This window comes from Mesorhizobium sp. M1E.F.Ca.ET.041.01.1.1 (assembly GCF_003997355.1).
Classification (GTDB): domain Bacteria; phylum Pseudomonadota; class Alphaproteobacteria; order Rhizobiales; family Rhizobiaceae; genus Mesorhizobium.
This window is the reverse complement of record NZ_RZSL01000080.1, coordinates 1-16,795: the sequence shown is the minus strand read 5'-3', so window position 1 is coordinate 16,795 and position 16,795 is coordinate 1. Positions and strand designations below refer to the sequence as shown.

Annotated in this window: 19 protein-coding genes and 1 pseudogene; 7 read left to right on the top strand and 13 right to left on the bottom strand. The window is 59.1% G+C overall.

Going from position 1 to position 16,795, the window contains the following annotated elements:
• Positions 1–101: pseudogene (locus EOA38_RS09750) on the bottom strand (NADH-quinone oxidoreductase subunit K); the annotation flags it as partial.
• Positions 101–601 (bottom strand): NADH-quinone oxidoreductase subunit J, encoded by a 501-nt coding sequence (locus EOA38_RS09745; protein ID WP_126092633.1) that lies wholly within the window; start codon positions 599–601, stop codon positions 101–103. The pseudogene EOA38_RS09750 and the gene EOA38_RS09745, both read right to left, overlap by 1 nt.
• Before the next feature lie 428 nt (positions 602–1,029).
• Between EOA38_RS09745 and EOA38_RS09740 the strand changes: the two genes are divergently transcribed.
• The 6 genes from EOA38_RS09740 to EOA38_RS09715 all read left to right on the top strand — a co-directional run bounded on the left by EOA38_RS09740 (position 1,030) and on the right by EOA38_RS09715 (position 7,205).
• Positions 1,030–1,269 carry a hypothetical protein gene (locus EOA38_RS09740; RefSeq protein WP_126092634.1) on the top strand — a complete coding sequence of 80 codons (240 nt, stop codon included), beginning with the start codon at positions 1,030–1,032 and terminating at the stop codon, positions 1,267–1,269.
• Between the two features lie 226 nt (positions 1,270–1,495).
• Complete coding sequence (locus EOA38_RS09735) at positions 1,496–2,422, top strand: transcriptional regulator (protein ID WP_126092635.1); 927 nt, start codon at positions 1,496–1,498, stop codon at positions 2,420–2,422.
• A 105-nt stretch (positions 2,423–2,527) separates the two neighbouring features.
• Complete coding sequence (locus EOA38_RS09730; protein ID WP_126092636.1) at positions 2,528–4,033, top strand: alpha-N-arabinofuranosidase; 1,506 nt, start codon at positions 2,528–2,530, stop codon at positions 4,031–4,033.
• 114 nt (positions 4,034–4,147) lie between these two features.
• On the top strand, positions 4,148–5,422 hold the full coding sequence (locus EOA38_RS09725; protein ID WP_126092637.1) for an extracellular solute-binding protein: 1,275 nt from the start codon (positions 4,148–4,150) through the stop codon (positions 5,420–5,422).
• Between the two features lie 59 nt (positions 5,423–5,481).
• Positions 5,482–6,366, top strand: a complete 885-nt coding sequence (locus EOA38_RS09720; RefSeq protein WP_126092638.1) for a sugar ABC transporter permease — start codon at positions 5,482–5,484, stop codon at positions 6,364–6,366.
• Positions 6,363–7,205 (top strand): carbohydrate ABC transporter permease, encoded by an 843-nt coding sequence (locus EOA38_RS09715; protein WP_126092639.1) that lies wholly within the window; start codon positions 6,363–6,365, stop codon positions 7,203–7,205. The genes EOA38_RS09720 and EOA38_RS09715 overlap by 4 nt, the downstream gene beginning before the upstream one ends.
• A 37-nt stretch (positions 7,206–7,242) precedes the next feature.
• Here EOA38_RS09715 and ugpC read toward each other — a convergent pair whose 3' ends face one another.
• From ugpC to EOA38_RS09660, 11 genes are all read right to left on the bottom strand, one after another.
• The gene (gene ugpC, locus EOA38_RS09710) at positions 7,243–8,328 is read right to left on the bottom strand and encodes a sn-glycerol-3-phosphate ABC transporter ATP-binding protein UgpC (RefSeq protein WP_126095811.1); all 1,086 of its coding nucleotides are present in this window, start codon (positions 8,326–8,328) and stop codon (positions 7,243–7,245) included.
• Between the two features lie 470 nt (positions 8,329–8,798).
• Positions 8,799–9,836 (bottom strand): Gfo/Idh/MocA family oxidoreductase, encoded by a 1,038-nt coding sequence (locus EOA38_RS09705; protein WP_126092640.1) that lies wholly within the window; start codon positions 9,834–9,836, stop codon positions 8,799–8,801.
• Between the two features lie 7 nt (positions 9,837–9,843).
• Positions 9,844–10,293 carry a type II 3-dehydroquinate dehydratase gene (aroQ, locus tag EOA38_RS09700; RefSeq protein ID WP_126088218.1) on the bottom strand — a complete coding sequence of 150 codons (450 nt, stop codon included), beginning with the start codon at positions 10,291–10,293 and terminating at the stop codon, positions 9,844–9,846.
• Positions 10,294–10,326: 33 nt separating this feature from the next.
• A complete protein-coding gene (locus EOA38_RS09695) occupies positions 10,327–10,695 on the bottom strand; it encodes a 5-carboxymethyl-2-hydroxymuconate Delta-isomerase (protein ID WP_126092641.1) in 369 nt (122 codons plus the stop codon).
• Between the two features lie 14 nt (positions 10,696–10,709).
• Positions 10,710–11,570, bottom strand: coding sequence for a shikimate dehydrogenase (locus EOA38_RS09690; RefSeq protein ID WP_189349920.1), 861 nt, complete (start codon positions 11,568–11,570; stop codon positions 10,710–10,712).
• Positions 11,571–11,588: 18 nt separating this feature from the next.
• Positions 11,589–12,362 carry an amino acid ABC transporter ATP-binding protein gene (locus EOA38_RS09685; protein WP_189349922.1) on the bottom strand — a complete coding sequence of 258 codons (774 nt, stop codon included), beginning with the start codon at positions 12,360–12,362 and terminating at the stop codon, positions 11,589–11,591.
• A 7-nt stretch (positions 12,363–12,369) separates the two neighbouring features.
• Positions 12,370–13,194, bottom strand: coding sequence for a transporter substrate-binding domain-containing protein (locus EOA38_RS09680; RefSeq protein WP_127299048.1), 825 nt, complete (start codon positions 13,192–13,194; stop codon positions 12,370–12,372).
• 42 nt (positions 13,195–13,236) lie between these two features.
• Entirely contained in the window at positions 13,237–13,887 is a 651-nt protein-coding gene (locus tag EOA38_RS09675; RefSeq protein ID WP_126092645.1) for an amino acid ABC transporter permease, read from the bottom strand.
• A gap of 9 nt (positions 13,888–13,896) precedes the next feature.
• Positions 13,897–14,565, bottom strand: coding sequence for an amino acid ABC transporter permease (locus tag EOA38_RS09670; protein WP_126092646.1), 669 nt, complete (start codon positions 14,563–14,565; stop codon positions 13,897–13,899).
• Positions 14,566–14,611: 46 nt separating this feature from the next.
• Positions 14,612–15,433, bottom strand: a complete 822-nt coding sequence (locus EOA38_RS09665; protein WP_127299047.1) for a sugar phosphate isomerase/epimerase — start codon at positions 15,431–15,433, stop codon at positions 14,612–14,614.
• Complete coding sequence (locus EOA38_RS09660) at positions 15,433–16,170, bottom strand: GntR family transcriptional regulator (protein ID WP_127299046.1); 738 nt, start codon at positions 16,168–16,170, stop codon at positions 15,433–15,435. The genes EOA38_RS09665 and EOA38_RS09660 overlap by 1 nt, the downstream gene beginning before the upstream one ends.
• A 259-nt stretch (positions 16,171–16,429) precedes the next feature.
• On the opposite strand from EOA38_RS09660, the gene EOA38_RS09655 reads away from it, so the two are divergent.
• The coding region (locus EOA38_RS09655) for a dioxygenase (protein WP_281060090.1) at positions 16,430–16,795 on the top strand (366 nt) is incomplete at its 3' end.

Here is a 16,795-nt window from a genome sequence, read left to right as displayed (position 1 = left end):
GACATCAGCACGACCAAAATATTGCGCCTGAGCAGTACGCCCCCCGCTCCGATTACGAACAGGACAACTCCGAGCACGACATACCACCACAGCGGCACCATCACCGCGGCTCCTTCCGCGCCAGCACGATGGCGCCTACCAGCGCCGCCAGCAGGATGATGGAGGCGACTTCAAACGGTAGGAGATAGTCTGCGAAAAGCGTTGTGCTGAGCTGCCTGACCTCACCGCTGGTGCGCATTGCGACAGGCTTGGCGACCGAATAGCGGTCGCTCCTGAGCACCAGTACAAGCATCTCGACCCCGAGCAAGACGAGCAGCACGAGGGCAGGCAGATTGCTGCCCGGCAAGAACCGCTGCAACACCGCTTCGCGTACATCAATCATCATGATCACGAATAGGAACAGGACCATGATCGCGCCGACATAGACAAAAATCTGGATGACTGCGAGCAACGGCGCCTCGAGCAAGACGAAGATCGCCGATATCTGAAGGAAACACGCCATCAGAGCCAATGCGCTGTGAACAGGATTGCGCGCCAAGACCAAGGTCAGAGCCGCGACTACGGACGCCGCCGCGAACAGAAGAAAGAACCCCTGATCCATCGACGCCGCTCCTCCGACGCGAACTGTCGCCCGGCGCGACAGGGTCGGACTTGAGATAGCTGTCCACTTCCGTTCGCAAATTGTGCCCTAGTATCGGTTTTTTCTCAAGATTATCGTGGTTTGGCTTACACTAAATTCACCGGAGCGCAGCACATCGGCTCAAAATCGGAGCTACCTCGGAAGGCTTAGATGTCGCTCAGGGGGCATCCCCCAAGACCTGGAGGAGGCGCTGACATCAAACGGTTTGCAGGACAGGAGAGGGTGCTTATCGCGGTAGTGGGGCACCTTCCAGGAGCGTTACCACCGAACGGGTCAGTGGACTAATCAGAATTTGGTGGACGGAGGCCGGCTACCGTCTAACGAGGAAGGTCGACGACAGGGTGGACGGAGATCTGCGACTGCCGGTAGAGCCGTGCATGGGGGCAATATTGGCCGACCAGCACCTTCTCACGCGGCAGATGATCGGGCAGGGGCCTTCGGCGGGACGACTGTTCGGTTTGCCGTTTCGCGATCCCGCGGAGGGCCTCCTCTTCGCGTGCGAGATCGCCGCCCAGATTGGCACGCGACGGATCGATGCAGGCGGACCAACGGATCCGCGCTCAATGATCCCTGTCGGCAAGACGAGCCGTTCTGGGGCGCGCGCGTTTCACGTTTCAAACGGCGCATGAGAAGTTCCGCGACGCTTTTGCCAAGTGCATGGGCATGCTGACGGCCAGGCATTTCCCCGGACTGGTCAACGCAGGCGACGCCGCCGTGGTGGCCGTGCTGGTCAACTATTGAATGACGAAGTCGCTACGAAAGATACGCCAGCTAGGGGGGTCAATTCATAACGCCACCGTCTTTATTTGTATCTGATCTGCTGATACATAACCCCGTGTGACGAGTGCGGGCCATATGTCGAATGAAATCATGGTTGTCGATCCGCTTGAGCGGCTTGACTTGTTGAAGAGCCTCGCGAGCGAGGTCCGGGTCCGGATTCTCGATCTGCTGCACCGCAAGGGGCCGAAAAACGTCAATCAAGTGGCCGAAGAACTGGATCTTCCGCAATCGACGATTTCCGCAAACATCCAGGTTCTTGTCGATGTAGGTTTGATCGAGACGAAATCACAGAAGGCGCGCAAGGGAAGCCAGAAGGTTTGCTATTCGACCTTCTCTGAGTTGGTTGTCGTCTTTAAGGACCGCACCCCGGCGCAGGATCTCGGCGTCATAGAAGTGGCGATGCCGCTTGGACTCTATACGAGATGCGAAGTTTCCGCTCCCTGCGGCCTGTGTTCAAAGGACGGCGTCATCGGACTTCTCGATGTGCCCGACACCTTCCTCGATCCTGACCGTATGCGGGCAGGGCTGCTGTGGTTCACGCGCGGCTTCGTTGAATACCAGTTTCCCAACAATGCGGCGCTTGCCAATGTCAAAGTCGGCGGGTTGGAACTAGCGATGGAGCTTTCGTCGGAGGTGCCGGGCACATCGAAGGATTGGCCATCAGACATCACGGTAGCGATCAACGGACACGAGATAGATACCTGGACGGCGCCGGCCGACTATGGGGACAAGCGCGGCAAGCATACGCCCGGCTGGTGGAAGCTGGCCGGATCGCAGTATGGTGACCTCGCACACTGGCGCGTCACGAACAATGGCACCTATCGCAACAATGATAAGGTTTCCAAATGCTCGCTGGCTGATCTGGAGCTTGGGCGGCACCGCTCGATCCGGATACGAATCGGCGTGAAGGAAGATGCGCGTCACCCCGGCGGCATAAATATCTTCGGCAGCGGCTTCGGCAATTACAGCAACGACATCGTTCTGCGCCTGCTGAAGGCTTGACGGCATCTTAGGCCCTTGACGGGCGAACGAACTCCGCCATTAACTGATCCGAGGATCCGGATATAGACCGGAAAGTCAGATTGATAATCCGCAGTGGGAGGGATCATGAAGGCCAGAGTCACGGCGAACGCGGCCTATGCCGTCGCGGATATCGACAAACGTCTTTACGGCTCGTTTCTCGAGCATCTTGGCCGAGCGGTCTATACGGGCATCTACGAGCCCGGACATCCACAAGCGGACGCACAGGGGATGCGCAAGGACGTGATCGAGTTGGTGCGTGCGCTCGACACTCCGATCTGCCGCTACCCGGGTGGCAACTTCGTTTCCGCCTACAATTGGGAAGACGGCATAGGCCCAAAGGAGAACCGCCCGCGGCGGCTCGATCTTGCCTGGCGCACCACGGAGCCGAACCTGGTTGGAATCCACGAATTCGCCGACTGGGCCGAAAAGGCCGGCACCGAGATGATGCTTGCGGTCAATCTCGGTTCCCGCGGCCTCGACGAGGCGCGGGCCTTCGTTGAATACGTCAACCACCCGAGCGGCAGCTACTGGTCCGACCTCAGGGCCAAGAACGGACGAGCGCAACCCTGGAACTGCCGCCTCTGGTGTCTCGGCAATGAAATGGACGGTCCCTGGCAGGTTGGCCACAAGTCGGCGGAAGAATACGGTCATCTCGCCAACGAGACCGCCAAGGCGCTGCGCGGCCTCGACCCGACGGTGGAACTGGTCGTCTGCGGCTCGTCGCATTCCAATATGCCGACCTATCCGCAGTGGGAAGCAACCGTGCTGGAAGCGACCTACGAGCAGGTCGACTACATCTCTCTCCACATGTATTTCGAGAACTACGAAAAGAACACGGCCGAATATCTCGCTCTTCCGGCCAAGCTCGACCGCTACATTGGCACGGTCGCAGGCATTATAGACTATGTGAAGGCCAAGACCCGCTCGAAGCGGGACGTGAAGATCTCCTTCGACGAGTGGAACGTCTGGTACCATCAGCGCAAGCGGGACGCCGAGCGGATGCGCGGCTGGGACTGGCCGGAAGCGCCCAGGCTTCTGGAAGACATCTACAATTTCGAGGACGTGCTGCAGGTCGGCTGCATCATCAACACCTTCATCCGTCGGTCGGATATTGTTCGCATCGCCTGCATTGCGCAATTGGTGAACGTTATCGCGCCGATCATGACCGATCCCGGCGGCACCGCCTGGCGGCAAACGATCTATTGGCCTTTTATGCTGGCCTCCAGGCACGGCCGCGGCACCGCGCTGCAACTCGCGGTCGAGGTGCCTACCTATGACGCGGCCGCGGCCGACAAGGTGCCATGGCTCGACATTGCAGGCGTGCACGATTCGAACGCCGGCACGCTGACCTTCTTCGCAATCAACCGGCATGGGTCCGAGACGATAGAGGCCGACGTCGCCCTCGAGCGGTTCGCCGCCAAGTCCATCGAGCATACGATCATCCGTCACGACGATCTCGAGGCCTGCAACACGAAGGACGCGCCGGATAACGTATCGCCGGTCAAAGGCAACGGAGCAGCGCTCAGCGGCAAGGGAATGAGGCTGACTTTGCCGCCGCACTCCTACTCGATGGTGCGCGTGACGCTCTGAGTTAATATCCGACCATCAGATATATACCGTAAAATCCGTTGCGGGCGGTTTGGTTTGGTGTAGCATTGAAATGTTCAAGGTGGATCTAACCGCCGTACTCGGGAGGAAGCTGAGATGAACTTTCGCAAGATGATGGCCATAGCGGTGGTTGCGGCCGGAGGATTCTGGGTCGTCGCGGCCCAGGCCGAAGAAACCGTCGCATGGTGGGATTTCCTCGGCGGCGGTGACGGTGTGCGCATGAAGCAGATGATCTCCGACTTCAACGCCGCCCACGCCGGCAAGATCAAGATCGACGCCACGACGCTGGAGTGGGGAACGCCCTTCTACGCGAAGGTGCAGACCTCGGTCGCGGTCGGTGAGGCGCCAGACGTCATGACCTATCATGCCAGCCGCATCCCCTTGGCGGTGAGCCAGGACATTCTCGAAGAAATCACCGCCGACGACATGAGCAAGATGGGCCTCTCGGCCTCGGACTTCGCCCAGACGACGATGGGCGCCGTGACGGTCGACGGCAAGCAATACGCAGTGCCGCTCGATACCCATCCAATCGTCCTGTACTACAATCGCGACCTCCTGAAGAAGGCAGGCGTGCTCGGCGGCGACGGCCGTCCCGTGGGCATGGGCAACAAGGAGGAATTTACCGCGACACTGCAGAAGTTGAAGGATGCCGGCGTCGAGTTCCCGTTGGGCAGCGTCACCGCCGACGGCAACTTCATGTACCGCACCATTTATTCGCTGGTGTGTCAGCAAGGCGGCGAGCTTCTGACGGGCAACGAGTTCCTCGCCGGCGACAATCCCGAAAAGCTGGCGAGGGCGCTAGCGGTTCTGCAAGGGTGGACGAAGGCCGGGCTGCAGTCGACCTACACGGACTATCCCGCAACCGTCGCCCTATTCACCTCGGGCAAGGCCGCAATGATGATCAACGGCGTCTGGGAAGTTCCCACGATGACCGACCTTGCCAAGCAAGGCAAGCTGTTCGACTGGGGCGCCGTCGAGATCCCGGTGATCTTCGACAAGCCCTGCACCTATGCGGACAGCCACTCATTCGCAATCCCGAAGAACAAGGGCAAGGAGATCAGCCCGGAAAAGCGTGCCGCCGTTCTCGAGGTGATCTCATGGATGGACAAGCACTCGCTGTTCTGGGCCACGGCAGGCCACATCCCGGCATACAAGCCAGTCACCGAGACGGCCGAATACAAGGCAATGGAGCCCAACGCGACCTACTCGACGCTGACGGCCAACATGATCTTCGATCCGAAGTCGCCTAAGGCTGGTGTTGCCGGGCCGATCTTCGACATCATGTCCAATTATTTCGTGCCGACCCTCAATGGAGAGATGGAGCCCGGCGAGGCGGTGAAATCCATCAAGGAAGAGCTGAACAGCATGTAGGGCTCAAAGGCTGGGACCGTCCTGTCGAGAGCGGTCCCAGTCATATTTGAGGAAGAGCCATGCTTCGCAACTCCCGCACTGAACGTCTGGTCGCGCTGGTGCTGGTCGCTCCCTTCATGGCGATCTACCTGCTGGCGTTCGTCTATCCGACGGTCCAGATGTTCCGCATCTCCTTCACCGATGCGCCGCTGATCGGCGCGGGTCGGTGGGTTGGTCTCGACAACTACCTGCGGCTCGACAACGACCCGATGTTCCGGCGTGCGGTCTGGAACACCGCTTACTTCGTGCTGATGACGGTAGTCCCCGGAACGCTCATCGCGCTGTTGATCGCGCTTGGCGTGTCGCGCCTCAAGGGCCGGTTCCAGGCGATCGTTCTGGCGCTGTTCTTCCTGCCCTACATCCTGCCAGTGTCCGTAGTCTATCTGATCTGGGACTGGACGCTGAATTTCCAGTTCGGGATCGCGATGCATGCGCTGGACTGGCTGGGAATCCCGCGCGTACCGGTCTTCAAGTCGCGCCTCTGGTTCTTGCCGGCGGTGGCCGGGGTGACGATCTGGTGGACCGCGGGCTTCTCGATCCTCCTCTTCCTCGCCGGACTGCGGTCAATACCGGCGGAGATCTACGAAGCCGCGGCGCTCGACAACTCGACGCGATGGACCACGTTCCGGCGCATCACCTGGCCACTGCTATGGCCGATCACCTCGCTGGTATTAACCATCCAACTCATCCTGCAGCTCAAGATCTTCGATCAGGTCTATCTGTTCTCGATCGGCGGACGGCCGAATGATAACATGGTGCTCGTCTACTACGTCTTCCAGAAGGCCTTCCAGCAGAACCAGGGAGGAAGGGCGGCGGCTGTCGCCGTCACCCTCTTCGTCCTTGTGGTCGTCGTCTCGGTCCTGCAATTCCAACTGCTCCGGTTCGCCGAAAGGCGGCGCCGATGAACGTCATGGCTGCGCAACGCTGGAACTTTTGGGGCGGGATAATCACGGCACTGACGCTCGTCTGGGCCATCCTATGGGCGTTCCCGCTCTATTGGGGTGTGATCTCATCGCTCAAACCGGACGACGAGGTGGTCCGGCCTTACATCGAACTCTGGCCCGAGACGCCGACGCTGGAGAACTACATTGACGCCCTGACCACCACACAGATCGGTGCCTGGTACGTCAATTCGGTGGCGGTCGCGGTCGGCGTAACGGTCATCACCATCTTCATCTCGATGCTGTGCGGCTACGCGATCTCGCAGTTGCGGTTCCCGGGGCGGATCGCGCTATGGTGGCTGATCCTCGCCTCCTTCATGGTGCCAATCTCAGCGCTTATCATCAATCATTTCGTGCTGGTCGCCAACCTTGGCCTGATCAACAGCTGGGCCGGAATCATGTTACCGCAGCTTATCCACCCCGTCATTATCATCGTGTACAAGCAGTTCTTCGATCAGGTTCCGAAGGACTTCCGCGAGGCCGCGGTCATGGACAATGCGTCTGAATTCGGGATCCTCTTCAAGATCTACATGCCGATGAACTGGGGGGTAACGACGGCGCTGTCGATCGTCTGCTTCATCTGGACGTGGAATGCGTTTTTGTGGCCGTTCCTCTCCGTGACCCGCACCGAGATAATGACGATCACCGTCGGCATTACGCAGGTCAATGACGCCTTCGGTGTCTACTACGCGCGCCAGCTGTCGGCAGCCGTACTGGCCGGCCTTCCGGTGGCGCTGGCCTATCTTTTCTTCCAGCGCCGAGTAACCGAAGCGATAACGCTCTCGGCAGGTATCAAGGGCTAAAACGCGTCGCGCAGAACCGGATTCAGACCCGACGGGTTCAGGCCCCGTCAGCGTGCGCGTGCCAGGTCGATCCGTCCGCGGCGAAGAGATGCAGGGCCGTGGTGTCGAACTTCAGCCGAACGGCGTCGCCCGGTTTGACGCTCGAAAGCCCGCGATCTTGTGCCGTCACCTGCGTCCCATCCGCGAGCCGCGCATAGATGAGCGTTCGCTCGCCAAGGCGCTCGACAACGGTGGCCGTGGCGAATGCGTCCCCGCCCTCCGCGACTACAGTCAGCGATTCCGGCCGCACTCCTAGTTCGCGCCAATCCATGTTGACGGGCCCGCCCGGAAGTTCGACGAGCGATCCATCCGTCAAGCGCGCATTGAGCCTGTCGCCTGAGCCCGAAACCGTAACAGGCAGAATGTTCATCGCCGGAGACCCGACGAAGGCCGCGACGAATCGCGACGCCGGACGTGAATAGACCTCGACGGGTTTTCCCATCTGCTCTATCCGGCAATTGTTGAGGATCACAATACGGTCGGCGAGCGTCATCGCTTCCACCTGGTCGTGGGTGACATAGATCATCGTCGACTTCAAACGCTGATGCAATTCGGCGAGCTCGACGCGTGTGCGGGCTCGAAGCGCCGCGTCTAGATTGGAGAGCGGCTCGTCGAACAGGAATGCCTTGGGCTCCTTGACGATCGCCCGCCCGATGGCCACGCGCTGGCGCTGCCCGCCGGAGAGCTGCGACGGCCGCCGGTGGAGCAGCGCTTCGATCTCCAAGATACGCGCAGCCTCAGCGATCCGTTGGCGTATAACATCCGGCGCGACCCGAATGTTCCTTAGCCCAAAGGCCATGTTCTCCGAGACTGTCATATGTGGGTAAAGCGCATAGTTCTGGAAGACCATCGCAACGTTGCGCCTGCCCGGCGCAAGGTTTTCCGAGCGCACCCCGTCGATCGTCAGCGTGCCCTCGTCAATGCTTTCGAGGCCGGCAATCATACGGAGCAGCGTCGTCTTGCCAGAACCGGACGGACCGAGAAATACGACCAGCTCTCCTGGCTCAATGTCCAGGCTCACGTCGCGGATCACCTCGACTGCGCCAAAGTGCTTTGATACGCCCGACAGCGCGATTCCCGTCATGCTTGCGATCCTTCTTTCCTGCATAATTTCGGATAAGTACCCGATGTCAAGGAATGTGGAGCTACGGCGCCTTGGCCAGGGCTCGATCCAGGCGGCGACCGCCACGGCAACGTTCACATGACGGGGATATGGCCGGTTTCCGCCATACAACGGTGGTTGGACGGGCACCTAGTAGACGGCATGGTGCGACCCGTTTCGGACATCCGGCTCCAAGCACCGAATGACAAAAAGGCACGTAAAGGCGAACGTTGATTTCTGCCTTAAGTCGGCTTCAAGCAGTCACCCAGAAATTCGATGAAGCGTTGCGTCATTGCCGAAGCAGGCGCGTTTCGATGGCGGCGAAGACAGAGCGGCGGCGACGATTTCCTCCGCCAGAAGCGCGATGCCTAACGTCGGTGTTGAGCCGGCGTCTCATCGCATCGGATGCAAGGAGACGCGAAGGGCGAGCAGGCGGTCACATTACTCAGGCGTCAGTTCAACTCGATACGCTCTCCCGTTGCCGCCGAGCGTTTCACCGCATCGACTACCCTCAAGGTTTTGAGCCCCTCACGCCCGCTGACAAGCGGCGGTTCGTCTCCGCGGATCACCTTGCAGAATTGCCTGATCTGCAGAACGAGCGGGTCCTCGTCGTCGACCTCGATACGCGTTTGGTCAAAGGGCTCCCACCAACTCCGTTTACCAGGATTGCGCCAGACCTCGAGTGACGGAACAGACAGCGACCCATGCGTTCCTCCGATCAAGTAACAGGATTGCTCGGTTTTGGGGTAAACCGGATTCTCTCCGGTTGTCATCTCCCAGCTCCACGGTGCGACCACCGCGTCCGAAACTGTCGCAGTTCCCAACACTCCGTTCTTGAACTCAATCAGGATCACAGCCGTTTCCTCAACTGCGTTGCCGCGCACCGCGTTGGACTCGCGTGCCTGAACCGCAGCCACATCGCCGAAAAGGTAGCGCAGACTATCAACATCGTGGATGAGATTGAGGAAAACCGGCCCCGCACCGCGCTCACGACGCCACGAGATGTCGAAGTAGTCGTCGGGTTTGAATAGCCAGAACATCGCATTGACAACAAGAACGCGGCCGAGCTTTCCGCTTTCGATGATTTCCTTTCCCTTCTGCATCACCGGATTGTGTCGGCGGTGATGACCGGTCAAAAGAGGAACACCTTTTGCCTCAGCCGCAGCGATCAGCTTTTCCCCGGATATAATGTCGTCGGCGATAGGCTTCTCGATGAGTGCAGGAATGCCGGCTTCAACGGCTTCCAACCCGTTCTGAACGTGAGCCGGGTTGGGCGTAGCCACGATGATCCCATCAGGTAGGTCTGCGGCAATCATTTCTGCGAAGCTTGGAAACCACTTCACGCCGGCTTCCTTGGCAATGGTCTCGCCAGCCGGCGTGGGATCGACCACGGCGCTGAGTTGCGCCGAGGGCTCGGCCAGGACGTGCTGAATATGGCGCCTACCGATGAGGCCTGCCCCAACTACGGCCAGCTTAACCCGTTGGGTCATGGTCACCTCAGCCCTTGCCCGCCGCCTTGATCATTGTCGCCGCGCGTCGGATGGCAAGCTGGTATCCTTCCGTTCCAAGGCCGCAGATCACGCCGTCCGCGCGGTGCGAAACGAACGAATGGTGTCGGAAGCTTTCGCGCTTGTGCACATTGGATATGTGAATCTCGATCACAGGCCCCTCGAATGTGTTCAGAGCGTCGAGGATGGCGAGTGAGGTATGGGTGAAGGCTGCCGGATTGATGACGATGCCTGCACCGTCCTCGCGCGCCTCATGAATCCAATCGATGATCTCGTATTCCCGGTTGCTCTGGTGAAAGCGGATTTCATGGCCGAGTTCGGCTGCCAGCTTGCGGCAGTCCGCCTCTACGTCTGCGAGCGTTTCATGCCCGTAGATATGCGGCTGGCGTTTGCCAAGCAGATTGAGGTTTGGTCCATTGAGAACGTAGATCAGACTCATAGCATAGTGTCCTTCTTGAGCACTCTGTTCTGGTCAGACGAACGCGATTGCTTGAACAGCAAAATCAGGGTCCGACTCGTAGAGATCTGCGCGCAAGCCGAGCTTTCCAGCTTCGAGAGCAGGCGCGGCGATCGTCCGCGCGGCCTCGAGAACGGCAGTGAGAAGCTTCTGCTTGGTTTCTGCAGTACGACCCGGTGCCATCCGCACGATGATTTGGATGAAATGATGATCGACATGCTCATCACCCACGCAGGAGTATGTCGCCTCCCGCGCAAGCGTGCGCACGGCGGAAGGTTTCACAAGGCCGCCATCGCGAACGCAGCGATGCACGGTCAGCGTCAGTCGGTCCATGGCTACATGCTCGCCTGCGCCCCGGCTATAATCGATGATGATATGCGGCATTTGGGATATCCCCATCAAACCGACAGGCGGCATAGGTCCGTAAAGTGAAGGGACATGCGCTCTGCGTCCGGTGCTATCCCGGTGAACAATTCGAAAGCCGCTGCTGCCTGGTAGACGGTCATGCCGCCGCCCCGAAGGGTCCGGCAGCCTTTTCCTTCGGCGAGAGCAAGGAGCTCTGTGACGAGCGGCATATAGACAATGTCGGCCACCCAATGCCGTGGCAGAAGCCATTCCGCATCGATCGGCAAACCAGGATGGCTCTTCATACCTGTCGGCGTCGCGTGGATAAGGCCGTCCGCGGAGCGCAGGGCGCTGCCGACATCCGTCGTGGCACGCGCGCAATCCCTTGAGAACCGATCGTTCAACTGCCGAGCCAAGGTTTCTGCCCGTTTTGAATCCTGGTCAAAGATCGATAATCTCTCAATACCGAGCTTGATGGCGGCATGCGCTACGGCGACACCGGCGCCGCCGGCGCCGAGCAGGACGGCATGCGACTTCGCGACGTCCGGAAGGCCGCGCTGGAAATTCTCGTAGAAACCGTACCAATCCGTGTTGTGGCCGATCCTCTCGCCGTTGCGGAAGACCACGGTGTTGACCGCACCGAGCATCTCTGCATCCTCGGAAAGGCGATTGAGGTGGGCGATCACTGTCTGCTTGCACGGATGTGTAATGTTGCTGCCGGCAAAACCGCGCTGCTCTTCCTCGTCTAGGAGGTCCGGCAGCGCGGAGGCGGGAAGGCCTCGCTCGGCGAAGTCGAGAAGCTCGTAACGGTAATCGAGGCCCTGGCGTCGCCCCTCCATTTCGTGGAGGGCCGGGGACTTTGACATTTGGATGTCGGCACCGATCAGTCCCACGAGGAATTTCTTGTCGTGCATTGGCATCGCTTTCGAGAGTCAGTGATGGGCCAGGATTTCACCGAGGAAGGTTTTCGTGCGCTGGTGCCCGGGAGACTTGAAGAAGACCTCCGGTTCGGCCTCTTCAACGATTTCTCCGGAGTCCATGAAGATGACGCGGTCAGCGACCTGACGGGCAAACCCCATTTCGTGCGTGACACAGATCATCGTCATGCCGTCACGGGCGAGCCCGATCATGGTGTCGAGCACCTCCTTCACCATTTCGGGATCGAGGGCAGAGGTCGGTTCGTCGAAGAGCATGACCTTCGGCTCCATGCAGAGCGCGCGGGCGATGGCGACGCGTTGTTGTTGTCCGCCCGATAGCTGCGCGGGATATTTGTCCGCCTGGTCAAGGATTCGAACGCGCTCGAGATATTTTCGAGCCAGTCGCTCTGCGTCAGCGTGGCTTACGCCTCGAACACGCATCGGGGCGAGGGTACAGTTCTGAAGTACGGTTATGTGGGGGAACAGATTGAAGCTCTGGAAGACCATTCCCACTTCGCGACGTACAGCATCGATGGATTTGGTGCTTCCGTCCAGTACGTGACCCTCGACGACGATCTTGCCTTCCTCGATCGTCTCGAGGGCATTGATGCAGCGGATTAACGTTGATTTCCCGGAGCCTGACGGCCCGCAGAGGACGATTTTTTCGCCTTTGCGGACCGACAAACTGATGGATTTCAAGGCATGGAAAGTGCCGTACCACTTCTGCACGTCCTCAAGGGAAATCAATGTCGATTGATCTTTTGCGGAATTGAGCACGGAACCCTCCATTTGGGCTTTACTTCACGGCGAACGGGATGTTCGGAATGGATTCCGGGAACTGCGGCAGATCGATCGCCATCCACTTCTTCGTGATGGCGGCAAGCTCACCATTGGCCTTGATCTTGTCGATGAAGGCGTTGACGGCTTCGTTCCAGTCCTTCTCGCCGAGACGGGTACCGACGCCGTTGTAGGTCGTCAAAAAGTTAATCTTGCGCTCGTACGTGCCGGCACTCGCCGCATCCAGACGCTGACCATAGAACTGGTTGCCGCCAACCGCCTTTACCTGTCCGGAGACCAGAGCCTGGATGGTTGCGGCGTCGTCATCAAAGCGGCGAACCGTTGCGGTGGATCCGACGGCGTTCGTTACTGCCTTGTCCTGCGAACTGGATTTCGGAACGCCGATCTCCCATCCGGCAACGTCTTCAGGCTTCGTAACCGTGTCGGACTTGGCGGCATAAAGCGAAATCGTGTTGGCGGCGTAAGGCTTGCTGTATTGAATTGCTTTCGCGCGTTCTTCCGTCATCGCCATCGTTGCGAACAGGATGTCGACTTTGCCGGTGGTAAGCGCCGGAATTCGGTTGGCAACGGCGAGCGGCTGGAATTGAACCTTCACGCCTAATTCCTTGGCAAAAAGGTTGGCGACGTCAGCGTCGAAGCCGTCCTGCACGCCGCTTGTGTTGACGAACCCCCATGGCGCATTGTCGCCCTGGATGCCGACCACGAGCGTGCCCTTTGCCTTGATTTCCTCTACAGTTGCCGCAGAGGCGGCGGCAGTGCCAACGGTTGCGAAGGCAATAGTTGCCAGTGCAAGTCCGAGAAAAATCCTACGACTGTTATGCATGCTTATTCTCCTCCTCAGAGAGTTTTGCTTCGAGCGAAGCGGTTAGCGGGCAGCTTTCGCCATCCGTTTTTCAAGGCGACTTCCCGCATGGGAGAGCGGCCAGCAAATGATGAAGTAGATTGCGCCGACAATCCCGAAGACGAGCAGCGGACGATAGGTCTGGTTTGAAATGATCTGACCGGCGCGAGTCAGTTCAATGAAGCCGACGATTGCTGCCAGCGACGTGCCCTTGGTGAGCTGGACAAGGAAGCCGATCGTGGCCGGCATCGAAATTTTCAGGGCCTGCGGTAGAATGACGTCTTTCATCCGCGAGACATAATGCAGACCGAGGGCGTTGGCGGCTTCCGTCTGGCCCTTCGGCACAGCCTCGATGGAGCCCCGCCAGATCTCGCCCAGGAAGGCGCTGGCATGGAGCGTGAAGGCGACTGCGACCGCGATCCAGGCGTTAACGTCGATGCCCAACAGCGCAACGCCGTAGTAGACAACGAAGAGCTGCATCAGAAGGGGCGTGCCCTGGAAGACGCCGATATACCCTGCGGTGATCGTCCGGGCGACCTTGTTGTTCGAGGTGCGCAGGAGCGCGATCAGGATTCCGAATATCCCCCCACCGATGAAGCCCACGATCGCAAGCAGCACGGTCCATTTCAAACCCTGCATCAAAAAGAAAAATTGATCTTCGCCGATAGGACCCATGGCTGCTTCCTATCGCGTCGGGTAGTTGAAGTAGTGGCGAGAAATGAGCGCAAAGAGGCCCATCATCAGGCTTGAGATGACCAGGTAGATAGCGGTCACCGTGAAATAGACTTCGAAGCTGCGGAAGGTGTCAGACTCAATGCGCTGAGCGGCCGAGGTCAGCTCGTAGGCGGCGATCGACGTACAGACAGACGTTGTCAGTGTCAGCATGATGAACTGGCTTGTGAGCGAGGGATAAATCGCCCGCAGCGCCGGCTTGAGCACGATGAGCCGGAAGACGTCCGCCTTGTGAAGACCAAGTGCGAAACCCGCCTCGATCTGGCCGCGCGACACGCTTTCGATCCCGCCTCGGATGATCTCGATTGCGTAGGCCCCACCATTGATGCCGAGGGCAATGATCGCCGTGACGGTCGGATTGAGGCGGATGCCCATGAGAGGAAGGGCAAAATATATGAAGAAGATCTGCACCAGGAATGGCGTATTGCGCACAACCTCGACGAACACGATCGCGACAGCCCGCGTGATCTCGCTCTTGGAACTCCTTGCAACGACGCCCAGGAGCCCGATGACGAGTGCGAGGAGCATCCCAGCTAACGCAAGGCCAACCGTTCCAAGCGAACCCCATAGCAATTCCGGGGCGCGGTCGAGGACCGCACCGAAATCGAACGTATACCGCATGTAAGACTTCCTCCTCCCTGACGGCCTAGGCCGCGTCGGCGCCGGATCAATGATCCGGTTTCAAAACTCCCAGTGCGCTGGCATGCAGGTGTTTTAAATGTGCCTCCGGGTCGACCGACCCGACGAGTGGCACTTCGACCGAGATAGCAGCGCCGAATTCGGTTACCGCACAGAGGTCCTTCAATGGCAGTTCGCCTTCTCCAGGAGCGAACCTACCGCTTCTCGCCTCGGCGATCATTGCGTCCGATGTTTTGGGAGCAGGACCGCGGACGTCGCAAAGCTGGATGTGTTTTACCTTCCCTGCATTTGCGCGAAGCTCGTCGATCGAGGCTCCGTTTCGGAAGAAGTGAATCCCGTCAACAAGGGCACCGGCGTTCTCTGCTCCACAGGCATTCAAGACCGCTACGCTGTCGCGAAAGGTCCTTACCGTCCGCCAGCCCATGTTTTCGATGTCGACTGACATGCCATATCGCGCCGCGAGGGCGCAAAACTCAGACAGGTTTGTGGCAAGACGGCCGCCGTCTCGATCATCGCCGCAAACACTCAGCCGGCGCGCACCTATGTTCGCCGCGGCTGCCACGGTCACCTCGTGGGAGGCCGCAACGAAGCTGTTGTCGATCACGAAGAACTCGATATCGAACACCTTGATGCCTTCGCCATCGGCAACTGTCTTGAACTCCTGGGCACTCTGGCTGCCCACCGGCAACTCGTAGAAAGGGGCTCCGGGAAAGGCCGGGTGAAGACGAAGCCCTATCGACGCAAAACCCGCCCGAGCAGCTATCACCGCGAATTCCTTGGGCGGCAGCCCGATCGATGAAAAGTGCGCCACGCCCAGTTCAAGGCTCGGCCCTGGCGTCGCGACGGTCATCACAAGGTCCCCTTTGTCGCAAGGTGATTGCGCAGATTGGTTCCCGTGCGGTGAATATGCTGACGCAACATATCGCACGCATAGTCCAGATCCCGCGCGACGGCTCCCTGAGCGATCTCACTATGCTCCTGGCTGACGTTGCGGTCACCCGACGTGCGGGTCAGAAACACCCGGCGATAACGGTCGTTGAGATTAAGAAGCAATCTGCAGAAATGGAGCAGGATCGGCTTCCCGCAGCCAGAGATGAGTGTCAGATGAAATTCGCGGTGGAGTTCTTCCCAGCGCTCCAGTGTCTCCGGCCGAGCCGCGTCGCGCTCGGTGCGGTTAAGGCGATGCAGCGCGCGCATGACGTTGCCCTCCCACTCCACATCGCCGAGCCGCATGGACTCGCGAAGCGCAAAGACTTCAAACTCTTCGCGCAGGGTGGTGATCTCTTCCAGATTGGCCAAGGAAATTGATGAAACGCGGTAGCCGCGATTGTCCTCGAACTCCACTAGACCGTCCGATATCAGCCGCGCCAACCCTTCACGCAGCGGACTGAGGCTCACGTTGAACGTCTTGCGCGCCTTGTCGAGATTGATCTTGCTGCCGGCCTGAAGCTCGCCGGAGATGATCGCCTCACGGAGACGGGATGCAAGCTGGCTCCCAATCGTGTTTTTGCCGTCATCGAGAAAGCCAGGAGACGATGGAGCATCTTCTGTCGTCGGAGCAAATGCGCCGTCGTCATGCGGTACCATTGTTCCTCCCGGGGGCTCCCCGAACTAATCGTCGATGATCGATATAATAAACGATTATTCCTGTCAACTTCGGTGCGCTGAAATTTGCAAAAAAGCCAAACCTTAGCTTCTTTTATGAAAAGAAAACGTAATAAAATCAATGCACTGAATGTCGAAATCCTGTTCCTCTCGGCTTCTCGGAGCCGCGAGAATGCAGGGCGGGCGGCCTTGACAGATAATCGATTATTTTGATAGTCGGGGAAATCGGGAGGTAGCCCATATGGTGATCAAAACTGAAAGCGATCTGACGCCAGCCGTCCTCGCTGTGATGAATCGCACTGAAGACCCCCGCCTGCGAGAAATCCTCGTGGCGATGGTCACGCATCTTCATGCCTTCGTGCGCGAGGTTCGACTGACGGAGGTCGAGTTTCGGGAGGCGACAGCCATGCTGAACGAGATCGGGAAGCTGCATACTGATCACCACAACGAGTTTGTGCTGATGGCCGGTTCTCTAGGCGTGTCTTCACTTGTCTGCCTGCTGAACAATGGCGACAGAGGACAGACTGAGACCTCCCAGTCGCTGCTGGGCCCATTCTGGCGCCTCAACTCTCCGCGAGTCGAAAATGGCGGGTCGATCATTCTTTCC